At 69.0% G+C, this 20857-nt stretch carries 21 protein-coding genes and 1 pseudogene; 12 read left to right on the forward strand and 10 right to left on the reverse strand.

All coding sequences use genetic code 11. The annotated features are described in order from the left end of the window. Positions 1–63: 63 nt before the first annotated feature. A complete protein-coding gene (locus tag ACLJRL_RS35985; protein WP_410660840.1) occupies positions 64–1461 on the forward strand; it encodes a class II fumarate hydratase in 1398 nt (465 codons plus the stop codon). Here the strand turns inward: ACLJRL_RS35985 and ACLJRL_RS35990 are convergent. Beyond that, positions 1458–2048, reverse strand: coding sequence for a TetR/AcrR family transcriptional regulator (locus tag ACLJRL_RS35990; RefSeq protein ID WP_410660841.1), 591 nt, complete (start codon positions 2046–2048; stop codon positions 1458–1460). The genes ACLJRL_RS35985 and ACLJRL_RS35990 overlap by 4 nt on opposite strands. Before the next feature lie 44 nt (positions 2049–2092). Here ACLJRL_RS35990 and ACLJRL_RS35995 point away from each other — a divergent pair. Continuing rightward, positions 2093–2395, forward strand: a pseudogene (locus ACLJRL_RS35995) (SRPBCC family protein); the annotation flags it as partial. On the opposite strand, the gene ACLJRL_RS36000 reads toward ACLJRL_RS35995, so the two are convergent. Continuing rightward, positions 2282–3382 (reverse strand): DMT family transporter, encoded by a 1101-nt coding sequence (locus ACLJRL_RS36000; RefSeq protein ID WP_410660842.1) that lies wholly within the window; start codon positions 3380–3382, stop codon positions 2282–2284. The pseudogene ACLJRL_RS35995 and the gene ACLJRL_RS36000 overlap by 114 nt on opposite strands. 108 nt (positions 3383–3490) lie before the next feature. Between ACLJRL_RS36000 and ACLJRL_RS36005 the strand changes: the two genes are divergently transcribed. Next, positions 3491–4264, forward strand: a complete 774-nt coding sequence (locus tag ACLJRL_RS36005; RefSeq protein WP_410660843.1) for a hypothetical protein — start codon at positions 3491–3493, stop codon at positions 4262–4264. Here ACLJRL_RS36005 and ACLJRL_RS36010 read toward each other — a convergent pair. Next, positions 4261–5286 carry an aldo/keto reductase gene (locus ACLJRL_RS36010; RefSeq protein WP_410660844.1) on the reverse strand — a complete coding sequence of 342 codons (1026 nt, stop codon included), beginning with the start codon at positions 5284–5286 and terminating at the stop codon, positions 4261–4263. The two genes, ACLJRL_RS36005 and ACLJRL_RS36010, sit on opposite strands and share 4 nt — an antisense overlap. Positions 5287–5389: 103 nt before the next feature. Between ACLJRL_RS36010 and ACLJRL_RS36015 the strand changes: the two genes are divergently transcribed. After that, positions 5390–6232 carry a helix-turn-helix domain-containing protein gene (locus ACLJRL_RS36015; RefSeq protein ID WP_410660845.1) on the forward strand — a complete coding sequence of 281 codons (843 nt, stop codon included), beginning with the start codon at positions 5390–5392 and terminating at the stop codon, positions 6230–6232. 45 nt (positions 6233–6277) lie between these two features. After that, positions 6278–7795, forward strand: a complete 1518-nt coding sequence (locus ACLJRL_RS36020) for an ATP-dependent DNA ligase (RefSeq protein ID WP_410660846.1) — start codon at positions 6278–6280, stop codon at positions 7793–7795. A 60-nt stretch (positions 7796–7855) separates the two neighbouring features. On the opposite strand, the gene ACLJRL_RS36025 is transcribed toward ACLJRL_RS36020, so the two are convergent. The 3 genes from ACLJRL_RS36025 to ACLJRL_RS36035 all read right to left on the reverse strand — a co-directional run bounded on the left by ACLJRL_RS36025 (position 7856) and on the right by ACLJRL_RS36035 (position 9570). Continuing rightward, on the reverse strand, positions 7856–8236 hold the full coding sequence (locus ACLJRL_RS36025; protein WP_410660847.1) for a hypothetical protein: 381 nt from the start codon (positions 8234–8236) through the stop codon (positions 7856–7858). Continuing rightward, positions 8233–8574, reverse strand: coding sequence for a hypothetical protein (locus tag ACLJRL_RS36030; RefSeq protein WP_410660848.1), 342 nt, complete (start codon positions 8572–8574; stop codon positions 8233–8235). Before ACLJRL_RS36030 ends, ACLJRL_RS36025 begins: the two co-directional genes overlap by 4 nt. A 180-nt stretch (positions 8575–8754) precedes the next feature. Next, positions 8755–9570: an NBR1-Ig-like domain-containing protein gene (locus ACLJRL_RS36035; protein WP_410660849.1), complete on the reverse strand. Its 816-nt coding sequence runs from the start codon at positions 9568–9570 to the stop codon at positions 8755–8757. A gap of 115 nt (positions 9571–9685) precedes the next feature. On the opposite strand from ACLJRL_RS36035, the gene ACLJRL_RS36040 reads away from it, so the two are divergent. Next, the gene (locus tag ACLJRL_RS36040; protein WP_410660850.1) at positions 9686–10396 is read left to right on the forward strand and encodes a Pr6Pr family membrane protein; all 711 of its coding nucleotides are present in this window, start codon (positions 9686–9688) and stop codon (positions 10394–10396) included. Here the strand turns inward: ACLJRL_RS36040 and ACLJRL_RS36045 are convergent. Both ACLJRL_RS36045 and ACLJRL_RS36050 read right to left on the reverse strand, forming a co-directional pair. Continuing rightward, positions 10340–11569 carry an NADH:flavin oxidoreductase/NADH oxidase family protein gene (locus tag ACLJRL_RS36045; protein WP_410660851.1) on the reverse strand — a complete coding sequence of 410 codons (1230 nt, stop codon included), beginning with the start codon at positions 11567–11569 and terminating at the stop codon, positions 10340–10342. The genes ACLJRL_RS36040 and ACLJRL_RS36045 overlap by 57 nt on opposite strands. Before the next feature lie 170 nt (positions 11570–11739). Then, positions 11740–12210 carry a DUF309 domain-containing protein gene (locus ACLJRL_RS36050; RefSeq protein ID WP_410660852.1) on the reverse strand — a complete coding sequence of 157 codons (471 nt, stop codon included), beginning with the start codon at positions 12208–12210 and terminating at the stop codon, positions 11740–11742. A gap of 35 nt (positions 12211–12245) precedes the next feature. Between ACLJRL_RS36050 and ACLJRL_RS36055 the strand changes: the two genes are divergently transcribed. Genes ACLJRL_RS36055 through ACLJRL_RS36065 form a run of 3 tightly spaced genes read left to right on the forward strand, consistent with a single transcriptional unit; the run spans position 12246 to position 16354 of the window. After that, positions 12246–13685: a GuaB1 family IMP dehydrogenase-related protein gene (locus tag ACLJRL_RS36055; protein ID WP_410660853.1), complete on the forward strand. Its 1440-nt coding sequence runs from the start codon at positions 12246–12248 to the stop codon at positions 13683–13685. A gap of 33 nt (positions 13686–13718) precedes the next feature. Further along, the gene (locus ACLJRL_RS36060; protein WP_410660854.1) at positions 13719–14759 is read left to right on the forward strand and encodes a glycosyltransferase family 2 protein; all 1041 of its coding nucleotides are present in this window, start codon (positions 13719–13721) and stop codon (positions 14757–14759) included. Further along, positions 14756–16354 (forward strand): alkaline phosphatase family protein, encoded by a 1599-nt coding sequence (locus ACLJRL_RS36065; protein ID WP_410660855.1) that lies wholly within the window; start codon positions 14756–14758, stop codon positions 16352–16354. Before ACLJRL_RS36060 ends, ACLJRL_RS36065 begins: the two co-directional genes overlap by 4 nt. Before the next feature lie 72 nt (positions 16355–16426). Here the strand turns inward: ACLJRL_RS36065 and ACLJRL_RS36070 are convergent, their stop codons facing one another. Further along, complete coding sequence (locus ACLJRL_RS36070; RefSeq protein WP_410660949.1) at positions 16427–17713, reverse strand: PhoH family protein; 1287 nt, start codon at positions 17711–17713, stop codon at positions 16427–16429. A gap of 730 nt (positions 17714–18443) precedes the next feature. On the opposite strand from ACLJRL_RS36070, the gene ACLJRL_RS36075 reads away from it, so the two are divergent. Next, positions 18444–18683, forward strand: a complete 240-nt coding sequence (locus tag ACLJRL_RS36075) for a hypothetical protein (RefSeq protein ID WP_410660856.1) — start codon at positions 18444–18446, stop codon at positions 18681–18683. A gap of 64 nt (positions 18684–18747) precedes the next feature. Here ACLJRL_RS36075 and ACLJRL_RS36080 read toward each other — a convergent pair whose 3' ends face one another. After that, the gene (locus ACLJRL_RS36080) at positions 18748–19524 is read right to left on the reverse strand and encodes an isoprenyl transferase (RefSeq protein WP_410660857.1); all 777 of its coding nucleotides are present in this window, start codon (positions 19522–19524) and stop codon (positions 18748–18750) included. Positions 19525–19655: 131 nt separating this feature from the next. On the opposite strand from ACLJRL_RS36080, the gene trhA reads away from it, so the two are divergent. Together trhA and ACLJRL_RS36090 are read left to right on the forward strand one after the other, a co-directional pair. Next, positions 19656–20297, forward strand: a complete 642-nt coding sequence (gene trhA / locus ACLJRL_RS36085; RefSeq protein ID WP_410660950.1) for a PAQR family membrane homeostasis protein TrhA — start codon at positions 19656–19658, stop codon at positions 20295–20297. A gap of 151 nt (positions 20298–20448) precedes the next feature. After that, positions 20449–20814 (forward strand): pyridoxamine 5'-phosphate oxidase family protein, encoded by a 366-nt coding sequence (locus tag ACLJRL_RS36090; protein WP_410660858.1) that lies wholly within the window; start codon positions 20449–20451, stop codon positions 20812–20814. The last annotated feature ends 43 nt before the right edge of the window (positions 20815–20857 follow it).

Here is a 20857-nt window from a genome sequence, read left to right on the forward strand (position 1 = left end):
CGAACGCGCGCGGGTGCCGAAAGACACGAAGCGCGCGCGGTGTCCCTGCGCGAAACTTGAGGCATGGCTGAACAGGAATACCGGATCGAACACGACACCATGGGCGAGGTGCGCGTCCCCGTCAACGCCCTCTACCGCGCGCAGACGCAGCGCGCCGTCGAGAACTTCCCGATCTCGGGCCGTGGCCTGGAGCGTGCCCAGATCCGCGCGCTCGGCCTGCTCAAGGCGGCCGCGGCGCGGGTCAACGCGAAACTCGGCGTGCTGGACGCCGACGTCGCCGAGGCCATCGCGAAGGCCGCCGACGAGGTCGCCGAGGGACTGCACGACGCGCACTTCCCGATCGACGTGTTCCAGACCGGTTCCGGGACGTCGTCGAACATGAACGCCAACGAGGTCATCGCGACGCTCGCCACGAGGGCGCTGGGCCGCGACGTGCACCCGAACGACCACGTCAACGCTTCGCAGTCCTCCAACGACACCTTCCCGACGACGATCCACGTCGCCGCGACGGAAGCCGTGTTGGCCGACGTCGTCCCGTCGCTGGAGTACCTGGCCGCCGCGATCGAGACGCGGGCGGCCGAGTGGAAGGACATCGTGAAGTCCGGCCGCACCCACTTGATGGACGCCGTCCCGATCACCCTCGGCCAGGAGGCGGGCGCGTGGGCGTCGCAGGTCCGCTTCGGCGTCGAGCGGCTGCGGTCGGGCCTGCCGCGGCTCGGTGAACTGCCGATCGGCGGCACCGCGGTCGGCTCCGGGCTGAACGCGCCCGAGGGTTTCGGCGCGGCGGTTTCGCAGGAACTGGCCTCGGTGACCGGGCTGCCGCTGACCGAGGCGCGCGACCACTTCGAGGCGCAGGCGACGCAGGACAGCGTCGTCGAGACCTCCGGGCACCTGCGCACGGTCGCGGTGTCGCTGAACAAGATCGCGAACGACCTGCGCTGGCTGGGTTCCGGCCCGCGCACCGGGCTCGCCGAACTGGCGCTGCCGGATCTGCAACCGGGCTCGTCGATCATGCCGGGCAAGGTGAACCCGGTGATCCCGGAGGCGACGCTGCAGGTGGTCGCCCAGGTGATCGGGAACGACGCGGCGGTGGCCTTCGCGGGCGCGGCGGGCAACTTCCAGCTCAACGTGAACCTGCCGGTGATCGCGCGCAACGTGCTCGAATCCGCGCGGTTGCTCGCGGCGGTCTCGCGACTGCTGGCGGACAAGGTGTTCGCCGGTGTGACGGCGAACGCCGAACGCGCGCGCGAGTACGCCGAAGGTTCGCCGTCGATCGTGACGCCGCTGAACTCCTACATCGGCTACGAAGAGGCCGCCGCCATCGCGAAGCTGGCGCTCAAGGAGCTGAAGACGATCCGCGAGGTCGTGATCGAACGCGGTCACATCGCGAACGGCAAGCTCACCGAGGCCCAGCTGGACGAGGCGCTCGACGTACTCCGGATGGCACGCGGAGGCCGCTAAACGTCGAGCGCGACCACTGCCGCGTGGAGCGGTGAGGCGAGCGAAGCCGCCAATCCGCCGGGCGGCACGGGTTCGGCGAACAGGTGCAGCCACGTCAGCACCGGGCCGAGCAGGATCGCGTGCACGAGGACGGGTTCGGGCCGTCGCGAGAGTTCCTTTCTCGCGACGGCCCGATCCAGCATCGCGACCAGATAACCCAGCTCACGACCGAGGAACACCGCGGCGAACCGGGCTTCCAGCGCCGGATCCGCCCGGACGTCGGCGAGCAGCGACGGCAACGCGCGTTTGACTTCCTCACCATCCAAAGAGGACTCGATATCGTCGAGGACGGCTTCCACGTCACCCCGCAGCGAGCCGGTGTCCGGCGGCGGTTCGAGCTCCACGGGGTGGATCACCGCGGCGAACACGAGTTCCGCCTTCGACCGCCACCGCCGGTACACCGCGGCCTTGCCGACCCCGGCCCGCGCCGCGACCGCGTCGATCGTGCAGCGCTGGTAACCGGTTTCGGTCAGCAGCGCCCGCACGGCCTCGCGGACCGCGTCGTCGATTCCCTCTTCCCGCGGCCTTCCGCGCCTGGCGTGCGACATGCGGCACAGTTTACGAGACTGTCAGTTCCGTATATCGTCGGGGTATGACCTGGACCAGAACCTCCCGCGAGATCCTGCCCTGCCGCCCGTCCGCCCTCTGGCCTTTCCTCGGCGACCTCACCCGGTGGCCCGAATGGGATCCCGACCTCGTCACCGCGGAACTACACGGCCCGGCCGAGGCCGGAACGACCGGTTTCCTCGTGCCGACAGGGTTTCTGCGCGGACCGTTGCATTCAAAGGTCGCGGAGCCGTTCACGATCACGTCCTGGGCCGAGGATCGCGAGGTCGCCTTCAGTCAGCCGATTCCCCTCGGCTCCATGGAAATCGTGCTCAGGCTGACCGCGGTCGACGACGACCGGACGGAACTGGTCCAGGACGTCAGGTTCGGCGGCCCGATGCGCTTGCCCATGGTCTGGGTCATCGGTGGCGACCTCGTGAAGCACTTCGGCCTCAAGTGCGCCAGGCTCACCGAGCTCGCGGCGACGCAGGCCGATCACGACGCCTGAAGACACCAGCGCGACGCCGATCAGGTGCGGGAAGCGGAAATCCTGCATTCCCAGCGCCACGGAAACGCCCAGACCGGAGACCGGCATCAGCCCCACCAGCACGCCGGCCCGGTCTGCTCCCAGCACCGAAACCGCCGAGTACCACAGCAAGAACGCGATCGCCGTGACGACGACGGTCAGGTAGCCCAACGCGATCAGTTCGCGTCCGTCCGGCCACGCCCAGGCGCCCACCGGGTCCGCGATCGTGCCGACGACCGCGCCACCGATCCCCGCGGCGCAACAACTCCAGGTCGCGGTCGCCAGCGGGCCGAGGCGCTCCAGCAAGCCGACGGCCAGCAGCGTGAACAGCGCCTCGCACACCATCGCCAGCGCGGCGAGCACCAGACCCTGCCAGCGCGCCGCGCCGCCACCCGAAAGCACGGCGATCCCGAGGCCGGCGAACACGGCACCGGTCACCGGCGCCCAGGACGGCCGTTTTCCCTTGGCCAGCGGTGCGGCGATCGCGAGCACGAGCGGTGTGCCACCGAGGAACGCGGCGACCAGGCCGGGTTCGGCGTAGCGCTGGGCGAACAGCAGACACGCCTGGAAACCGATCATCCCGGTCGCCGCGACGGCGATCAGCGACGGCAGATCCCGCGGGCGCGGCAACGGCAGCGGACGCCCGATCAGCCGCGCCCAGGCGAACAGCAACACCCCCGCCACCGCGTAGCGCACCGCCTGCCCGGTGAGCACGGGATAGTCGTCGAGCATTCCCGTCACCGGCACGGATCCACCGACGATCAGCACCCCCAGTACGCCGATCGCCGTACTCGCGCGTTCCCTGTTCATGCCTTCACGATGTCGGCTCATTGGCCCGAAGAACAGGGCCACATTGGTCGTGCTCGACAGGACCATAAGTCACGCAACCGGAACGCGTGCCACTTCCGTCTCACCGGCATGCGCCTGGGGATCACCTTGATACCGCTGCTCTTGCTGGGTCTGACCGCTTGCGGCCCGGACACTCCACCGCCGACGGACCCGGGAACCTTGGTGCTGCGCACCAAGACCTATGTCGGCATGCCGAGCCCGAAACCCGCCGTGCTCCCCGAGTTCAGCCTCTATGGCGGCGGACGGCTGCTCGTACCCGGCGAGCCCGAGGGAACACTCCAGGTCGTCAGCACGAAACGACTGGACGATCGGGCGGTGCGAAACGTCTACGCCGCGGCCCACGGCGCCGACCTGGACCGCGACGAGTTCGTCCCCAATGACGATGTACTCGACGGCTTCCTGCTCGTTTTCACGCTGTACGGCGGGGAAGGCCGGCGGCACCAGGTCCGGGCCGCCACCCCGACGAGCGAGTACGGCGGCAGGCTGGAGGAACTCGCCGACTTCCAGGACGACCTGGCCGAGGTGGCGAAGGAAGCCGAAGCCGTCCCCGAGCACTATCGGCCGACGCGGATGGCCGCCATCGCCTGGGCGTCGTCGACGTACCCCAAAGAAACCGACGTGCGTCCCTGGCCTTTCGCGTCTTTCGCCGGTACCCAGAGCGTCGACGGCGGTCGTTGTGTCGTCGTGGAAGGAGATGCCTTACGCCAGGCCGAGAACCTCGCCAGATCCGCCGTCCCGACGACCCGGTGGAGGACGGCGGAGACGACCTGGCGGGTCGTCTTCCGGCCGCTGCTCCCCGACGAGAAGTCCTGCGAGGACCTGGTGATCCCGCGTCAGAACTAGCGGCGCCGCAACGTCTTGTCGCTCAACGCCGGCGGCGTGTGATCGGCGTCGGCGCGGTTGATGTCGGTGCCGGGCGGCACGATCCGGTCGATCCGGTCGAGCACGTCGCCGCTCAGCACCAGGTCCGCCCCGGCGAGCAGGTCTTCCAGCTGTTCGAAGGTGCGCGGGCCGATGATCGCCGACGTCACGCCCGGATGTGCCCGCACGAAGGCCGTCGCGAGATGCGTCATCGGGCGGCCGATCTCCGCGGCCAGCTTCTTGAGTTCGGCGACAGCCTCGAACTTCGCCGCGTTGGCGGGCAGCGCCGGGTCGAACTTGTGCCGCTGCAACGCCTTGCGACCTTCGGTGAGGTCCACATCGGACGGTTTGCCGTACCGCCCGGAAAGCCAGCCCGACGCCAGCGGGCTCCATGTGAGCACGCCCATGCCGTACTTCTGCGCCGTCGGCAGCACCGCGCCTTCGATGACACGGTTGAAGATCGAGTACGGCGGTTGCTCGGTGCGGAACCGCATATGCCCGCGCTGCCGCGAAACCCACTGCGCCTCGACGATCTGCTCCGCCGGGAACATCGACGAACCGACCGCGCGCACCTTGCCCGAACGCACGAAATCCGACAGCGCGGACAGCGTCTCGTCGATGTCGACCGTCGGGTCGGGCCGGTGGATCTGGTACAGGTCCACGTGATCGGTGCCGAGCCGGCGCAGGCTGTCCTCCAGCGCGCGGGTCAGCCAGCGGCGGGAGTTGCCGCGCGAGCCGGGATCGTCGCCCATCGGGAAATGCCCCTTGGTGGCGAGGACGACGTCGTCGCGGCGGCCCTTGAGCGCCTTGCCGACGATCCGCTCGTTCTCACCGTCGGAGTACATGTCGGCCGTGTCGACGAAGTTGATCCCGCCGTCGAGCGCCGCGTGGATGATGCGGGCGCCGTCCTCGTGATCGGGATTGCCCCATTTGCCCAGCATCATCGTGCCCAGCGCGTACTCGCTGACCGAAATGCCCGTACCGCCCAGAATTCGTCGTCGCATGAGCTCGACCTTGGTGCCCTGACCAGCGCCGTACCAGGGCGAACGCAACCTGGGTCTGTCAGGACCAGGCACGCCGGTCCCCGGATCCTGGATACTTGTCGACATGACCGACACGGCCGAACTGGGCGACTTCCTCAAGGCACGCAGGGCCGCGCTGGACCCGTCCGACCTCGGCCTGCCGACCGGCTTCAACCAGCGGCGGGTCGCGGGGCTGCGGCGGGAGGAACTGGCGCAGCTGGCCGGGATCAGCGTCGACTATTACACGCGGCTCGAGCAGGGCCGGGCCCGCAACGTGTCCGATTCCGTCCTCGATGCGCTGAGCCGGGCGCTGCGGCTGCACCACGACGAGGCGACCTACCTGCGCAATCTGGCCGCCCCGAAACGCAAGCGCGTCGCGCGGCCGCGTGCCCAGCGGGTCCGGCCGGAACTGCAGCTGATGCTGAACGCCATCCAGACCCCGGCGTTCGTCTTCGGCCGCTATCTGGACGTGCTGGCCTGGAACCCGCTCGGCTCCGCGCTGTCCTTCGATTTCACCGGCTGCGCGCCGGGGGAACGCAACATCCCGAAGATGTTCTTCCTCGACGAGCGCGCCCGCGACCTGCACCCGGAGTGGGAAACCGTGGCGAAAGAGGTCGTGGCGAACCTGCGGGCCGAGAGCGGGAAGTACCCGGACGACCCGTACCTCGCCCAGCTGGTCGGTGAGCTCTCGCTCGGCAGCGAGGAGTTCCGGAAGCTGTGGGCCAAGCACACGGTGCGCGAGAAGGCGCACGCGTGGAAGGTGATGATCAACCCGATCGTGGGCGAACTGCGGCTGCGCTACGAGACGCTGCGGCTACCGGACGACCCGGACCAGGCGCTGGTGATCTACACCCCCGAACCCGGCTCCGACAGCGAACGCGCGCTCCGCCTGCTCGCCAGCTGGGTCGCGGATCCCGCCCACGCCTGACCCGCTCGGCGCGAAACTGTCGGTGGCCGGGGTGATGATGGACCCATGTTGTTCACCGCGGTGGTGACCGCGTCGGCCGAACTGGCCGCCACGAGGTCCAGGAAGGCGAAGATCGCCACCCTGGCCGCACTGCTGCGTGCCGCCGGGGAGCTGGAGCTGCCCGCGGTGGTCGCGTTCCTCACCGGGCAGCCGACCCAGGGCCGGATCGGCACCGGCTGGCGGACGCTGGCGGAGCTGGACGCGGCACCGGCCGCCGAGCCGTCGCTGACCGTGGCGGAGATCGACACGGCACTCGGCACGGTCGGGGCGGCGTCCGGTTCGGGTTCGGTGAAGCTGCGGGCGGAGACGTTGCGGGCGCTGTTCACGAAGGCGACCAAGGCCGAGCAGGAGTTCCTGTTCCGGCTGCTCACCGGTGAGCTGAGGCAGGGCGCGCTCGAAGGGATCATGGTGGACGCCATCGCGGCGGCGTCCGAGATCCCGGTCGAGCATGTCCGGCGCGCGTTCATGCTGTCCGGGCAGCTGCCGGTGACCGGGCTGGCGGCGATGACCGGCGGCCAGGAGCGGCTGGCGGAGTTCCGGCTGGCACTGGGCAGGCCCATCCGGCCGATGCTGGCGTCACCGGCGGAATCGCTGGACGAGGCGATCGCCGAGCACGCCGAAGCCCTGGTCGAGTACAAGATGGACGGCGCGCGGATCCAGGTCCACCGGGACGGCGACGAGGTCCACATCTACACGCGGACGCTGCGGGAGATCACCGGCAGCGTCGGTGAACTGGTCGAGCTGGTGCGCTCGATGCCTTGCACGTCGGTCGTGCTGGACGGCGAGACGCTGGCCCTGACCGACGACGGCAGGCCGCGGCCGTTCCAGGAGACGATGAGCCGGTTCGGCAGCACACGCGAGGAGCAGGTCAAGGCGTTGCTGCTGCGGCCGTACTTCTTCGACTGCCTGCACCTGGACGGCGTCGACCTGCTGGACGCGCCCCTGTCCGAACGCAACGCCGCGCTGCACAAGGTCGCCGGCGAGCACGTGATCCCCGGCGAGATCGCGCCCGCCTCCGCCGCTGAGGTCCTGGAAGCGGCGATGGAGGCCGGGCACGAAGGCGTGATGGTGAAGGACCTCGCCTCGCCGTACGCGGCGGGGCGGCGCGGGCGCGCGTGGCTGAAGGTGAAACCGGTGCACACCATCGACCTGGTCGTCCTCGCGGCGGAATGGGGACACGGCAGGCGCACCGGCACGCTGTCGAACCTGCACCTCGGCGCGCGCGACCCCGACGGCGGGCCGCCGATCATGGTCGGCAAGACGTTCAAGGGCATGACCGACGAACTGCTCGCGTGGCAGACGAAGACGTTCCAGGAGATCGAGACCCATCGCACGGACTGGGCGGTGCACGTACGGCCGGAGATCGTCGTCGAGATCGAACTCGACGGCGCCCAGGTGAGCACGCGGTACCCCGGCGGCCTGGCCTTACGTTTCGCGAGGGTAGTGCGATACCGGCCCGACAAAGAGGCCGCCGACGCCGACACCATCGACACCGTGCGGGGCCTCCTAAAACCCCGCAATTAGTCCTCTACTCGCGGTCCTTGCGCGTGCAACTACCGCAAGTAGAGGACTAAACGCATCAGGTCAGTAGCACCGGTCCGAAGAGATCCGGTAGGTGTAGTTGTTCGAGAGGTTGGACGTCACCTCGAACCGGATCTTGTGCCCGACCGGCGGCTCCCCGAGGATGCCGTGCTTGACGGTGCGCTCCTTGCCGGGCGCGATGGCCCCGCTCCAGAGTCCCTTGTCGAAGGTGTCGTCGATGATCTGGACGAGCATTCCCCGGTAGTCGTGGTTGTGCACGGTGATGTCGATGCTCTGACCCGCGCTCACCTGGACGACCTTGGTCGACGCGCCCATCAGCGGCCCGCCGGAGCAGACCTTCGACGCCGCCGAAGCGGACGGTGCCATCAGCAGGGTGCCCGCGAGGGCGACCGGGACGACGGCGAGCAGCTTCTTCTTCATCATCGGTTCCCCACCACGCTCTTGACGACATTGGTCTGGTTGGCCAGATCGAGGCCGAGTTTCATGTTCCCGCCGCAATAGACCTTCTGGCCGTTCTTGAAGTGCAGCGTCAGGTCCCCGGCGCATTCGAAGACCTTGATATCCCAGGTACGCGTGCCCGGCTTCAGGCAGATCGCGTCCTTTCCGGCCCGCCGCATCCAGCCGTGGTACCCGGATTCGCAGGTAATGATCGGATCACTGCCCGAGGCGGGCGCCGGAGCCGCCTGCGCGGCGGTGACCGGCAGGAGCGCCATGGTGAGCGCGGCCCCCGCCAGTGCGGCGACCTTGACGTACGGACGCATGGATTCCCTTTCCGAGAATAATGTGAGAGTGTTTCGGAAAATCCCCATCCGGAATCACCGGACGCCGATGACGTTAAAGACACTCACGGGTGCTCGGAAAGCGATTCTCGGCCGGGAAATGGCCATGGCCGGCCGAAGAACGTCCGTGCAGGTCAACGCTTTGGCCATCGGGCCCGAAGGTCAAAGGACGCGGACCGAAAAGTACACCGCGCGGCTGTGCGGCAGCAGGATGTGACCCTGTTCGTCGGCCATCTTCCAGTAGACCTGGCAATGCCCCGGATTCCCGGGCGCGTGGACCTCGACCGAGACGCGCACGTGGTCGCCGGGCGCGGTCTGCGGGACGGGGACGCGCTCCGGGGTCACGCATTCGCCCGGGTTGCCGAACGAACCGGCGCGCACGAGATAACGGCCGACCCATCCGACCGTTCCGGCGTTGCGGAATTCCCACGTCTTCACGAAGGTCGATCCCGCCGCCACCTCGCTGCCGTCGGGCACGGTCACGTCGGAGACGAATTCGGACACGTCACCCGAAGGCGAAGCAGGCTCCGCACCGAAGGGATTCACGAAGACGAACACCAGCGCCGCCACGAGTACGAGCGCCACGGCCCCGGCGAGCACGAACGCCGTCCGCCGCGCTCGTTCCGGAGCGGGTTCGGGAACGGGGCCGACGGTCAACGCGTCCCGCGCGCGTTCCCATTCGCCGCGCCAGTCGTGCCGGACCTCGTCCTCGTCGCCGTCCAGCACCCCGACGGCCAGCACGCGCACGAACTCCCAGGACGTCTCCCAGCTGGGCAGATGCTGTCCTCGCGCGGCGGCCGAAAGCGCGGATTTCGAAGCTAGCGCACCGTATTCGTCGCGCATCCGGTCGTAAGAGGGGTCACCGGCGGCGCGTTTGAGCTCCCAGAGCCGCCGCGCGAACCCGGCGACGGGCCCGCTGTCCTCCACCGGGCCCCGAGCGACCCGCCCGCGGCGCCCAGGCCTGCGCTCGACGTCCATCGCTTCCACGATATGACCCGGCACCCGGCTTGCCCCGGCGGCGGCCCACCCCGATCGGGTGGCAGCTTGCGGTCGTGACGTTACGTTCCGGCACGATCACCCATAAAGTAGGAGAATGCAGGCTTCCAAGATCGCGCGCGCCTGGTTCGGCGCGACCGCGCTGGTGGTGATCGCCGGCCTGGCCGCCCAGATCCCGGTCTCGGCGGGAGCCACCGGCGGCACCTTCACCACCCCGGCCGGCCGCGTGGCGAATCTGCTCGCCTTCTTCACCATCGACTCGAACATCCTGGTGGGCATCGGCGGCCTGCTGCTCGCGCTGGGCGTCGCCGGCCGCTCGACGTTCTCGGGCGTGCTGCGGCTCACCGGCCTCACCGGTATCACCGTGACCGGCGTCGTCTTCCAGGTCGCGCTCGCCGACCTCTACGAGCTGCACGGCTGGGCCGTGTTCGCCGACACGATGCTGCACAAGGTGTCCCCGCTGATGTGCGTCGCGGGCTGGCTGCTGTTCGGTCCGCGCGGCCAGTTGTCGTGGCGGATCCTGGGCTGGTCGCTGCTGTACCCGCTGGTCTGGCTCGGGGTCACGCTGGTGCGCGGCGCGTTCATCGGGTTCTACCCGTACCCGTTCGTCGACCCGGGCATCAACGGCTACGGCGGGGTCGCCTTCAACTGCGTGCTGATCGGCGTGCTTTTCACCGGGCTCGCGGCGGCCGCGGTCGGCTTCGACCGCACCTTCAGTCGTCGGGACGAACTGGACGACGAAGACGACGAACTAGCCCCGGACCCGGCGGAACGCGTTGAGCGGATCGGCGACACCGGCGCGCACTAGCGTCCGCACCGCGCCGAGCCGCCGGTCCACCGGTTTCCCGGCGGCGAGGCGGTGCATCTGCTGGGTGTGCCACTGGATTTCGAGCAGGCTGTCGGCCAGCCGGATGCCGGTCTTCGGGGCCTTGCGTTCGGCACGGACGTCCTCGCCGCCGAGCAGACGGCCGGGCAGCGCCGGGTCGACGACCAGCGGCCTGCCGAGGCCGACGACGTCCAGTGCTCCCGAGCGCAGCGCGTCCGCCATTCCTTCGGGACTGGTGAACCCGCCGGTGACCATCAACGCGACGTCGGTGATCTCCCGCGCCTTCGCGGCGTAGTCGAGGAAGTAGGCCTCGCGGCTGACCGTGCTCGCCTTGCCGGAGCCCATCATGACGGCCTTTTCGTAGGTACCGCCGGAGACCTCCAGCAGGTCGATGCCCGCTTCACCCAGTTCGCGGACGACCTCGAGCGATTCCTCTTCGCTGAACCCACCGCGCTGGAAGTCGGCGCTGTTGAGCTTGACCGCGATGGGGACGGCGTCGCCGACCTCGGCGCGCACGCGGGCGACCACTTCGAGCAGGAACCGGCGCCGGCGCACGGCGTCGCCGCCCCAGCCGTCGGTGCGCTGGTTGGTGAGCGGCGAGAGGAACTGCGAGACGAGGTAGCCATGCGCGCCGTGGATCTGGATGCCGCTGAATCCGGCGTCGACGACGGTCCGCGCGGCCACGCCGAAGCGGTCGATGATCGCCTCGATCTCGTCACCGGTGAGCGCCCGCGGCGTCGCGAACACCGAGCGGATACCGCGGTCGCCGAACGGCACCGCGGACGGCGCCACCGGCTGACGGGACAGGAAGCGCGGGCTCTGGCGGCCGGGGTGGTTGAGCTGGACCCACAGCCGGGTCTCGGTCCCGTCGGCGGAGCGCGCCCAGGACTTGAACTCGGTCGCGTCCGGCTCCGACGGCACGGCGACATTGCGCGGCTCGCCGAGCGCCGTCGGATCGACCATGACGTTGCCGGTGATCAGCGTCCCCGCGCCACCGTGTGACCAGGTCCGGTACAGCTCGGCCAGTTCCGGGGTCGGGCGGTTGCGGCGGTCGCCGAGCTGCTCGCTCAGCGCGGCCTTGGCCAGCCGGTTCGGCAGGAGCGCGCCGCACCGCAGTTTCAGCGGCTCGGCCAGCAGTTCCTTGGACTCGCTCATCGCGCTTCCTCCCGGCGGTTACCTACTCGGCAGTAGTCCTACTGGAAGTAACATACTCGCGGTATGTCGAGTACTCAAGGTTCGCCGCCCGACCCGCATTCCCCAAGTCCGTGAAGGCCTCCTTGAGGGACTCTGAGTCCCTCAAGGAGGCCTTCACGGACCACCACCCATCACTCGCCGAGCAGGCGAGGCGCGACCGGCTCCACCCGGGCCCGCACCTTCACCTCGCCGGCCATCGTCCGCGCCCATTCCTGCAGGCCAGGGACGTCGACCCCGTGCGGCCGGGCCTCGCGGAACGGCTCGATGTTGGCCGCTCCCCGCTCCAGCAGGGAGACCGCGCCGTTCCCGTTCCCCCTGGCCACGTGGGTGAGCCCGACCGCCAGTTGCGCGAGGCCGCGCCACAGCTCCCGCACCGGCCCGTCCGTGGCCTTCCACGCGTCCTCGAACACCTCGTGCGCGTGGAACGGGCGGCCCTCGTCGAGCAGGCGCTGGGCCTCGGCGATGGTGTCTTCAGGGGTCCGTGCGATGCCCTCGGGCTGCCTCTCGACCCCGTCGGCGCCATACGGGAGCGGCCTGCCGAGGCCGTCCCTGGGGCGCGCGTTGCGGGCTCGTCCGGCTTCGTCGCGATCCCGGTCGGTCATGCCGACAGTGTCCCACGCGGGTATCCTGGGGCCTCGTGCGCTTTCTCGACGGGCATCGGCCCGCTCACGACCTGACCTACGACGACGTGTTCCTCTTGCCGAACCGTTCCGACGTGGAGTCCCGCTTCGATGTCGACCTGTCCACTGTGGACGGAACCGGCGCGACGATCCCGATCGTGGTGGCGAACATGACCGCCGTCGCGGGCCGCCGGATGGCCGAGACGGTCGCCCGGCGCGGCGGTCTCGTCGTACTCCCCCAGGACGTCGACACCGCCGCCGTCGCCGACATCGTCACCTGGGTCAAGAGCCGTCACACGGTGTGGGACACCCCGCTCGTGCTGACCGGCCGAGACGCGGTGGCCGACGCGCTGAACCTGGTGGGCAAGCGTGCCCACGGCGCCGTCGTCGTGGTGGACGAGAACGGCAGGCCCGTCGGCGTCGTCGACGAAGCGGCCTGCGCCGGTGTCGACCGCTTCGCGCGGCTGGCCGAAATCGCGGAGCCGGCGGTCGTCACCGTGCCGCTGGACACTCCGCCGCGCGAGGTGTTCGAGCGCCTGCACGACCACGGCGGCCGGATCGCGCTCGGTGTCGACGGCGAAGGACGCCTCGCGGGCGTCCTGACGGAGATCGCGGCGCTGCGCGCTGAGATCTACACCCCGGCCGTCGACGCCGCCGGGAGCCTGCGGGTCGCCGCCGCGATCGGCGTGAACGGCGACGTCGCGGCGAAGGCCGAGGCCGTCCTCGCGGCGGGTGTCGACGTGCTGGTCGTGGACACCGCCCACGGTCACCAGGAGAAGATGATCTCCGCGCTCAAGGCGGTCCGCTCGGTGAGCCCGCGGGTCCCCGTGGTCGCGGGCAACGTGGTCACCCCGGAAGGCACCCGCGACCTGATCCACGCGGGCGCGGACGTGATCAAGGTCGGCGTCGGCCCCGGCGCCATGTGCACGACGCGGATGATGACCGGCGTCGGCCGGCCGCAGTTCTCCGCCGTCGCCGAATGCGCGGCCGCGGCCCGTGAACTGGGCAAGCACGTCTGGGCGGACGGCGGCGTGCGGCACCCGCGCGACGTCGCGCTCGCCCTGGCGGCCGGCGCGTCCGCCGCGATGGTCGGCTCCTGGTTCGCCGGCACCCACGAGTCCCCGGGCGACCTGCGCTACGACGAGCAGGGCAAGCCGTACAAGGAATCCTTCGGTATGGCGTCGAAGCGTGCCGTCGGCGCCCGTACGCGCACCGACAACGTCTTCGAGCGCGCAAAGAAGGGCCTGTTCGAAGAGGGCATCTCCGCGTCGCGGATGGCGCTGGACCCGGCACGCCCCGGCGTCGAGGACCTGCTCGACTCGATCGGCTCCGGTGTCCGGTCCGCCTGCACCTACGCGGGCGCGCGGACGCTGGAGGAGTTCCACGAGCGCGCGCTGCTCGGCATCCAGTCGGCCGCCGGTTTCGCGGAAGGCCGCCCGCTGCCGACGGGCTGGTGATCGGCACCCCCCGGCAGCACTAGAGTGCGGCGCATGAAGCGCGTAAGACGCATCGTGGCGGCGGCGATGGATCGCCGCCACGACAGCAGCGGGGAACTCGCCGAACTGCGTTCCATGGTCGCGTCCCAGGCCGCGGAACTGGAGCGGCTGCGTGCGGTGCTGGAACACCGCACCGCCTGGCTGGAGGACCACGACCGCGGGCTGCGGGACGGCGACGCGCGCACCACCACCGTCGAGGCGAAGCAGGAAGCCCTCGATTCCCGGCAGCAGGTGCTCGACGGCTGGCTCGGCAGTCACGACACCGCGCTCGAAGGACTTCACCTCCGTGCAGGGCAACTCGAAGCGGCCCGTGACGTCCGCACGTTCACCCACTGGCTGGACCGGCACGAACTCACGGCCACGCCGAAGATCTCGATCGTCCTGCCGACGCACAACCGCGCCGCGCTGCTGCCCCGCGCCGTCGCCTCGGTTCAGGCGCAGCGTTATGAGAACTGGGAACTGGTGATCGTCGACGACGCCAGCGCGGACTCGACGCCCAAGGTGATCGCCGGGTTCGAAGACCCGCGCGTCCGCTCGATCCGCGTGGCGCACGGCGGTGTCTGCGCCGCCCGCAACGCCGCGCTGGCCGAGGCCACCGGCGAGATCGTCACCTACCTCGACGACGACAACACCATGCATCCGTTGTGGCTCAAGGCCTTGGCTTGGGCGTTCGGCGAACATCCGGAGATCACCGCGGCGTACGGCGGGTTCGTCATCGACGACATCGGCGGCCTGCCGACGCTGTTCCTGCGGCGCTACGACCGGGAAACGCTGCTGGAGGAGAACCTCGCCGACATCGGCGCGGTCGCACACCGCGCGGGCCTTCCCGAAGCCAGGTTCGACGAGTCCCTGGTCGAGATGGGCGACTGGGACCTGCTCCTCGCGCTGACCGCGGAGCGCGCTCCGCTGGTCGTCCCGGCGATCTCCTGCTACTACTCGACGACATCCGCGGATCGGCTTTCCCACGGGCCGACTTACGACGCCGACTTCGCCGCCGTCCGCCGCAAGCATTCCGGAACGGAAGACCGCTCATGACCGATCCCGCGAAAATCCTCGTCGTCGCGCTCGACGCCTGCGACCCCGGCACGATCCGCGATCTCGCCGCGGCGGGCGAAGTGCCGACGCTGGCACGCCTGCTCGAAAGCAGCGCGTCGGCGACCACGCACAACCCCTACGGCCTGTTCGTCGGCTCGTTGTGGAGCAGTTTCTTCACCGCGCGCACGGCCGCGCGGACCGGTTTCCACTGCTGGGAAGAGGTCGACACCAAGACCTACGAGCGGCGGCTGACCAGCCCGCTGGAGATCCGGGGCACCCCGTTCTGGGAGACGCTTTCGGCGGCGGGCAAACGCGTCGCCGTGCTCGACGTCCCGCATTCCCGCGCGGACGTCCCCCTCAACGGGGTCGTGGTGAGCGAATACGCCTGCCACGACCGGCATTTCGGCTTCCACACCTCCCCGCCGGAGCTGGCGAAGGAGATCGAGGCGGAGGTCGGCCTCACCCCGATCCTCACCGCCGAACCCGATCTGGTCCGGGACTGGGCGCCGGACGATTACCTGCACCGCGAAGGTCCACATCGGACAGCCGACGAAGAACGCGCGCTGACGCACGGGCTCGTCGACGGGATCGGGCAGAAGACCCGGGTGTCGACCGATCTGCTCGCACAGGGCGAGTGGGACCTTTTCCTTTCGGTGTACGGGGAATCGCACAGCATCGGGCATCAGCAGTGGCATCTGCACGATCCCGCGCACCGCGACCACGACACCGCGCTCGCCGTCGAGCTGGATCCGATCCGCTCCGTGTACCGGAGCCTCGACACGGCGATCGGCGAGCACCTCGCACTGGCCGGACCGGACACCACGGTCTTCGTGCTGCTGAGCCATGGCATGGGGCCGCGGTACGAGGGAAGCCATCTGCTGCACGAGATCCTGCGACTGCTGGACGGCGTGGCATCCGAGGGGCTGCGCGGCGGCGGCCCGATGACACTGGCGAAACGCGGCTATTCCGCGCTACCCGGTCCACTGAGGAGGATCCTGGCGGCGGCGGGGATGCCCTTGCTGCGCAAGCGGCTCGCCGCGGCACCGCTGCCCGCGGTGCCGAACTGGGCGACCGCCGAGCAACGGTCGAAGCAGCGATTCTACCTGTCCCCCAACAACTTCGTCTTCGGCGGCGTGCGGATCAACCTGGTGGGCCGCGAGCCGCACGGCGTCGTCCGGCCCGGCGCCGAGTACGAGGCCGTCTGCGCGCAGCTGACCGAGGACCTGCTCTCACTGGTGAACGTCGCGAACGGGAAACCCGTCGTGCGCGAGGTTTCGCGCACGAGCGACCACTACGACCGCGAGGCCGACGACACCCTGCCGGATCTGCTGATCGACTGGGCGCGCACAGGTCCGATCGAGACGGTGTGGTCGTCCAAGACCGGCGTCGTCTACGGCCCGGACGAGCATTGGCGTACCGGCGACCACCGCCCGGACGGGCTGCTTCTGGCCAGTGGCCCCGGTTTCGAGCCGGGCACGAAGCTGCCGGATCTGGACGTCGTCGACCTGGGCGCGACCCTTTCGGCCATGCTCGGCGTCGAACTCGACGACGATGTGGACGGACGGCCGCTCCCCTGGGCGAAACCGGTCACCTGACCCGCGAATGGCTGTTATGAACGGACCTTTCATAACAAAATCCGTTATGAAAGGTCCGTTCATAACATGCGCCTATCCGTGGTCCTCCAGCATCTCGGTGACCAGCGCGGCGATCGGCGATCGCTCCGAGCGGGTCAGCGTGACGTGGGCGAACAACGGATGCCCCTTGAGCTTCTCGATCACCGCGGAAACGCCGTCGTGCCGCCCGACCCGCAGGTTGTCACGCTGCGCGACGTCGTGCGTGAGCACCACCCGCGAAGCCGTGCCGAGCCGGGAAAGCACGGTCAGGAGCACATTGCGCTCCAGTGACTGCGCCTCGTCGACGATGACGAACGTGTCGTGCAGCGACCGGCCGCGGATATGCGTCAACGGGAGCACCTCGAGCATGCCGCGGTCGAAGACCTCGTCGAGGACGTCCTGGCTGACCAGCCCGCCGAGGGTGTCGAACACCGCCTGCGCCCATGGCTGCATCTTCTCCGCCTCGGAACCCGGCAGGTAGCCGAGTTCCTGGCCGCCGACCGCGTACACCGGCCGGAACACCACGACCTTGCGGTGCTGGCGGCGTTCCATCACCGATTCCAGCCCCGCGCAGAGCGCGAGCGCCGACTTACCCGTACCGGCGCGTCCGCCCAGCGAGATGATGCCGACGTCGGAGTCCAGCAGGAGATCCAGCGCCACCCGCTGCTCGGCCGAGCGACCGTGCAGGCCGAACGCCTCCTTGTCGCCCCGGACGAGCCGGATCCGCTTGTCCGCGGTGACCCGGCCCAGCGCGCTCGACGTCCCCGCCAGCAGCCTCAGACCGGTGTGACAGGGCAGTTCACCCACTTCCGGCATCCCGAACTCCGCAGGATCCACCGAAGACCCGCTGAACAGCGCGTCGACCAGGTCCTGCTGGACGTCCACATCCGCCATCCCCGTCCAGCCCGAGGGCGTCACCTCTTGCGCGCGGTACTCGTCGGCCTCGAGGCCGACGGCGCCCGCCTTGACGCGCAGGGGGATGTCCTTGGTCACCAGCGTGACCGACGCGTATTCCGCCGCCAGGTTGAGCGCACAGGCGAGGATGCGATGGTCGTTGGAGTCGGTGCGGAAGCCGACCGGGAGCACCGTGGGATCCGAGTGGTTCAGTTCCACCTGCAGGGTGCCGCCGTGCTCGCCGATCGGGATCGGCGCGTCGAGCCTGCCGTGCTGACGACGCAGGTCGTCGAGCATGCGAAGCGCTTCGCGCGCGAACCAGCCCAGTTCGGGGTGGTGACGTTTCGCCTCCAGTTCACTGATGACGACCAGCGGGAGCACGACCGCGTGTTCGGCGAAACGAGTCACCGACCAGGGATCAGAGAGCAGAACCGACGTGTCGAGCACGTAGGTGGACCGCTGGGATTCGGGCGAGATCGAGGCTTTCTCCGGGCCAGGGGCACCGGTCGAAGAACGGCCAGAGGCCTTGCGGGGTGAACGCTGCGCAGTCACGACGGCATCTCCCTCGTGGGCGTGGCACCACGCCCGCACTCGCTGGGCCGGGCACCTCCCTGGCTAACCGCTCCTTCTGACGCTGTACGCGTCAGTCGGCACGGCCGCGAGGGCCGGGTGCCGGCCCCCTCGTGCATCCACTGGGCGGCTGTGCCGCCCTGTCGATAACCACCACGACCAGGGCCTCCCGCGAGAGTCCGCATGGGACGCGAACCCTCACTTTCGGAAGGTACCTGCGAAGAGGCGATCGCGCAGGCAGCCACCACGGTGATTCGTCAAACCGTCATCTCACTGTCGGTCGTCCGACATCAACGCCTCGTCACCGTCACCGTGTGTAGTGACGATCTCCATTCAGGGACGCTCGTTGACGCGACCCGGATGGATTAACGCAACAGAGGGCGTTCACTCGATGAGATTCAGGCTTCTACCACGCTTGGTAGCGGAGCGCATTTTGTGACCGAGATAGAGAACCGTACCGAGTGAAGGAGGCGATTTTTGCCTCACACAATGGGCGTACACAACGGTCACAAGTCCTCAATAGCGAGTAATTTTCTCACTGCGGGACACACCACCGGAAACTTCGGTGCCCCGGATCCCTGATTGTCTCTACCAAGGAGTGTGCGTAGTGCTGAAGAAGGCTGGTTTCGTAGCCGCCGTCGCCGCGGGTCTCATGATGGTCGGCGGGACCGCGTTCGCCGCGACCGAAGGCACCCCGGACCCCACGTTCGGCGACGCTTACAACACCTTCATCGAGGGCGGCGGCGCGCTGGGCTATGGCGCTGCTTCCCTGGTCGCCGGTGCCTACGCGGGCATCGCCACCACCCCGGCCCTGATCCTCCACTCGCTGGAGCACCACCACCACTGATCTCAGGGTGGATGGACGTCGAAAGCCCCGGAGTTTCCACTCCGGGGCTTTCGTCTGTCTCGGGTCAGGAACCGAAGCGCCGGTGCCGCCACGCGTAATCACGCATCGCCCGGAGGAAATCGACCCGGCGGAATGCCGGCCAATACGCCTCGGTGAACCAGAATTCCGAATGCGCCGACTGCCAGAGCAGGAATCCGGAAAGCCGCTGTTCACCTGAGGTACGGATAATCAGATCCGGATCCGGCTGCCCCGAGGTGTACATGTGCTCGGAAATATGGTCGACGTCCAGAATCTTCGCGAGCTCCCGGATCGACGTGCCCTCGTCGGCGTGCTGGAGCAGAAGCTTGCGCACGGCGTCGGCGATCTCCTGACGCCCTCCGTAACCGACCGCGATGTTGACTTCCATCCCGGTGCGGCCTTCGGTGCGCTCCGCGGCCGCGCTGAGCGCCTTCGCGACCTCCGGCGGCAGCAGATCGAGGGCTCCCACGATCCGGAGCCGCCACGGCGTCTGCGGGGCGGCGAGTTCGTCGGTGACGTCGGTGATGATCTTCAGCAGCGGGCTGAGCTCCTCCACCGCGCGGCCGAGGTTGTCGGTCGAGAGCAGCCACATGGTGACGACCTCGACGTCGGCCTCGTTGCACCAGCTCAGGAAGTCCGCGATCTTCTTGGCGCCGGCGCGATGGCCGTCGGCGACGTCGGTGAAGCCCGCTTCGCGCGCCCAGCGGCGGTTCCCGTCCAGCATGATGGCGATGTGGCGCGGATGGCGCCCCTTGGCCTGCTGGATCAGGCGCCTGCCGTAGGCGCTGTACACGACGTCTGACAAGAAGGACCGAAGACTCACGCCACCGGAGAGTACGCACCCCGCGCGCTTCAGTGGGACGCGCCACGGACACTGGCAAAAAACCTACGGTGCCGTAACCTGGGAGAGTGAGCGTAGCGACCGAACAGCAGCCGTCCGGGCCCACGCCCTTGGTGGACACACGTCCTCGCCTGCGGGGCCACCTCCACTTCTGGTCCTTCTTCGGCGCAGTCGCCGGAGCCGCGACCCTGATCAGCCTGGCGGCGTCCACAGTGTCGCCGATAGCCGCTTTGGCCACCTCGATCTACGGCCTGACCGTGCTCGGCCTCTTCGGCGTCAGCGCGCTGTACCACCGTCGCTTGTGGAGCCCGCGAGCATACGAATGGATGAAGCGCGCCGACCATTCGATGATCTTCCTGTTCATCGCCGGCACCTACACGCCGTTCACCCTTCTGGCGATGCCTCAGCCGAGCGGGTACATCGTGCTGGCCATCGTCTGGGGCGGCGCCATCGGCGGTGTCACCCTGAAGATGCTGTGGCCGAACGCCCCGCGCTGGGTCGGCGTGCCGGTCTACATCGCGCTCGGCTGGGTCGCCGTCTTCATCCTGCCCGAGCTGGGCGCGCACGCCGGTGTCGCCGCGCTCGTGCTGCTCTGCGTCGGCGGGCTGCTGTACACGCTGGGCGCGGTGTTCTACGCCGTCAAGTGGCCGAACCACTTCCCGGATACGTTCGGGTACCACGAGTACTTCCACGCCTGCACGGTCCTGGCCGCCGTTTCGCACTACATCGCGATCTGGCTGGCCATGTACGCCTAAGGCGATGTACGCCTAGGGCGCTCAAGCCGCATTTAGAGGACTAATTGCGAGCCGCGGGATCACCGTGACCTGGATGGACACACGCGTGTTCCCTCTGGCACAAGAAAGTGCCTTCTTACGCCGTCCTGGATCTCCGGACATGCTCGGTGTCATGACCAAGAACGTGCCGCCCCGCCCCCTCGACGACGCCACCCTCAGCGACTTCCTCGCCGAGCACACCTTCGGCGTCCTCGCGACCCTCAAGCGCGACGGCCGCCCGCACCTCTCCACCGTCGTCTACACCTGGGACCCCGACACGCGAGAGATCCGGATCAGCACCACTGAGGACCGCCTCAAGGTCAAGCAGATCCGTACCAATCCGCACGTCTCCCTGCACGTCTCCAGCGCCGACAACTGGTCGTTCGCGGTCGCGGAGGGCAAAGCGGAACTCTCCGCAGTCGCTCGGACACCCGAACGCAGGCTCGACATCACCCTTCGGGCCGAGCGGCTCTATGGCACTGCGCTCGACATCGCTTAACGTACGCACCTGGGCAGGGCCAGGTGAGGAGACACCCCATATG

It is taken from the genome of Amycolatopsis sp. lyj-112 (assembly GCF_046549055.1).
Lineage (GTDB): Bacteria > Actinomycetota > Actinomycetes > Mycobacteriales > Pseudonocardiaceae > Amycolatopsis.